At 73.5% G+C, this 2,297-nt stretch carries 4 protein-coding genes; 3 read left to right on the top strand and 1 reads right to left on the bottom strand.

What is annotated here, in order from left to right; translation table 11 throughout:
- A partial coding sequence (locus ESO86_RS15650) for a hypothetical protein (protein ID WP_207207180.1) occupies positions 1-206 on the top strand: 206 nt, incomplete at its 5' end.
- On the top strand, positions 203-694 hold the full coding sequence (locus tag ESO86_RS15645) for a hypothetical protein (RefSeq protein ID WP_129235792.1): 492 nt from the start codon (positions 203-205) through the stop codon (positions 692-694). The genes ESO86_RS15650 and ESO86_RS15645, both read left to right, overlap by 4 nt.
- A 6-nt stretch (positions 695-700) precedes the next feature.
- On the opposite strand, the gene ESO86_RS15640 is transcribed toward ESO86_RS15645, so the two are convergent.
- Positions 701-1,537: an SDR family NAD(P)-dependent oxidoreductase gene (locus tag ESO86_RS15640; protein WP_129235791.1), complete on the bottom strand. Its 837-nt coding sequence runs from the start codon at positions 1,535-1,537 to the stop codon at positions 701-703.
- A gap of 69 nt (positions 1,538-1,606) precedes the next feature.
- Here ESO86_RS15640 and ESO86_RS15635 point away from each other — a divergent pair, with 69 nt between their 5' ends.
- A complete protein-coding gene (locus tag ESO86_RS15635; RefSeq protein ID WP_129235790.1) occupies positions 1,607-2,077 on the top strand; it encodes a GNAT family N-acetyltransferase in 471 nt (156 codons plus the stop codon).
- Positions 2,078-2,297 lie beyond the last annotated feature (220 nt).

Below are 2,297 nucleotides of genomic sequence, written 5' to 3'. Positions count from 1 at the left end.
GCAGGCGGCTGCCGCGGCGGATGATCCTCGCGCTCGCCGCAGCGGCGGTGCTCATCGGTGCGCTCGTCGTCGTGCCGATCACCGTCGGGGCGCTTGCGGGCGGCGACGCGGCGGGCGAGCCGGCTCCGTCCGAGGCACCGCTGCCGAGCGTCGAGGGCGACCTCGGGACCAGTCTGAACCAACTTGAGGAGGCGGTGTCGCCATGACGATCCGACTGCGCCGCGCCCTGACCACGGCATCCGTGACCGTCGCGCTCGCCGTCGGCCTCGCCGGCTGCGCGGCCGGGCCCGCGATCTCCGAGGGCGATGCGACCGCGTTCCGTGCGCAGGTCGTCTCGATCGCCGAGTCGTCCTCGACGGGCGACTTCGCCGACGCCCTCGCACGCCTCGATGCACTGCAGGCCGAGGTCGACGCCGCTGCGGCGGACGGAAGCCTCGACGCGGACCGCGCGGCGAGCATCACCGAGGCGATCGCACTCGTGCGTGCCGACCTCGAGGCGGCGATCGCCGCGGCGACGCCGAGCCCCGAACCGACGCCGACGCCGACGGAGTCGGAGTCGTCGGACGAGGGCGATGATTCAGACGACGGCGGTCCGGGCAGCTCGGGCGACAACGAGGGCGAGGGCAACAGCGGCGAGGGCAACGGCGACGACAAGCCCGGCAAGGGCAAGGGTCGCGACAAGGGCGGCGACTGAGCCTGCTCAGTCGCGCCCGGTGAACCGCTCCATCGAGCGGTAGACGCCGAATCCGTCGCCGACGACGCGATCGAACGCGCGGGTCGGCAGGATGGCCCGCAGCGAGCGTGAGAGCCGGACGCTCGCGGGCAGCTCGAGCAGCGGACGGCCGGCGAGCATCGCCCGCCAGACGCGCTCGACCACGTACTCGGGTTCGAGGACCGGCGCGAGGATCGGACCGCGCGCGCCCTGGAACATCCCCGTCGCGATGTACGACGGCGTGACCGTGGTCACGGTCACGTGCCGATGGCCCGCCTGCGCGAGTTCGAGTCGCAGCGAGTCGCTCCACCCGTTCAGCGCGGCCTTCGACGCCGCGTAGACGGCCATGCGCGGGTTCGCGAGGGTCCCTGCGGCGCTGCCGATGTTCACGATCCGCGCCGGCCGGCCCCGCGCGATCATCGCGGGCAGGAACTCGCGCGCGACGTACATCGGAGCCAAGGCGTTCACGAGCATGGTCGGCCTGACGTCGTCGCCGCTGTCGGTCTCCCAGAAGTAGGCGTTGCCGCGGACGATGCCCGCGTTGTTGATGAGCACGTCGGGCGTGCCGTGGTCGCGCCGGACCTTGTGCGCGGCCTTGGCGATCGCACCCGGCTCGGCGACGTCGACCACGTACGAGCGCACGCGAGTGCGGCCCTTCGCCTGCTGCCCGAGCTCGTCGGCGGTGCGCGCGAGGGCCGCGGCGGCACGATCCCAGAGCACGACGGACGCAGCGCCCTCCGCGACGGCCCGCTCGGCGTACATGCGCCCCATGCCGCCCGCCGCGCCGGTGATCAGGAGGTTCGCGCCCCGAACGGTTCTCGCCATGGGGATCATTCTGGCAAGTCGGCGGGGCGACTCGCGTCGCGAGGGAGTCGGCGCGGCAGAATCCTCCGTATGGACGACCCCGAGGTGCGCCTCGTGCAGATGACCGACGCCGAGGTCGCCGCGTGGCTGCCCGCAGCGATGGCGCACTACGAGCAGGCGCGACGCGATGCCGGCGACACGCCCGAGCAGGCTGCGGCGGGTCGGCGCGCCTCCGAGGAGCGGTTCTTCCCCGACGGCCGGCCGGTCGAGGGGCAGCTGCTGCACTCGATCCGGCTCGGCGACGAGGACGCCGGCTGGCTCTGGCTCGGCCCGTGGGACGAGCACGGCGAGCTGTGGTGGGTCTGGGACCTCGAGGTGCATCCGGAGTTCCGTCGGCGCGGGGTCGCCCGGCGCGCCATGCTCGCGGGTGAGGAGATCGCGCGGGAGCACGGGGCGTCGCGGCTCGGGCTGAACGTGTTCGGCTACAACGACGGCGCGATCGCGCTGTACCGCGACCTCGGCTACGAGGTCGCGTCGCTGCACATGGCGAAGCCGCTCTGAATCGACGACCCGAGCGGCGCCGTGTGACGCCGCATGTCGTCCGGTGTTACGTCGTGCTTCACGCCCACGACGGCGGAGAGCGCGTTCCGGTTAGCGTCGAGCATCCGCCCGCCGCGACCAGGAGCATGAGATGACGACCGCACCAGCCGCACCCGCCGGACCCGCGTCCGCCGGGGCAGCGACCGCCGCACCCGCGGCGCCCGTCGCGCTGCGCGGTGTC

Origin of the sequence: Agromyces binzhouensis (assembly GCF_004135055.1) — a bacterium.
Taxonomy (GTDB): Bacteria; Actinomycetota; Actinomycetes; order Actinomycetales; family Microbacteriaceae; genus Agromyces; species Agromyces binzhouensis.
The sequence above is the reverse complement of the archived record's forward strand: the minus strand, read 5'-3'. Positions and strand labels throughout refer to the sequence as shown.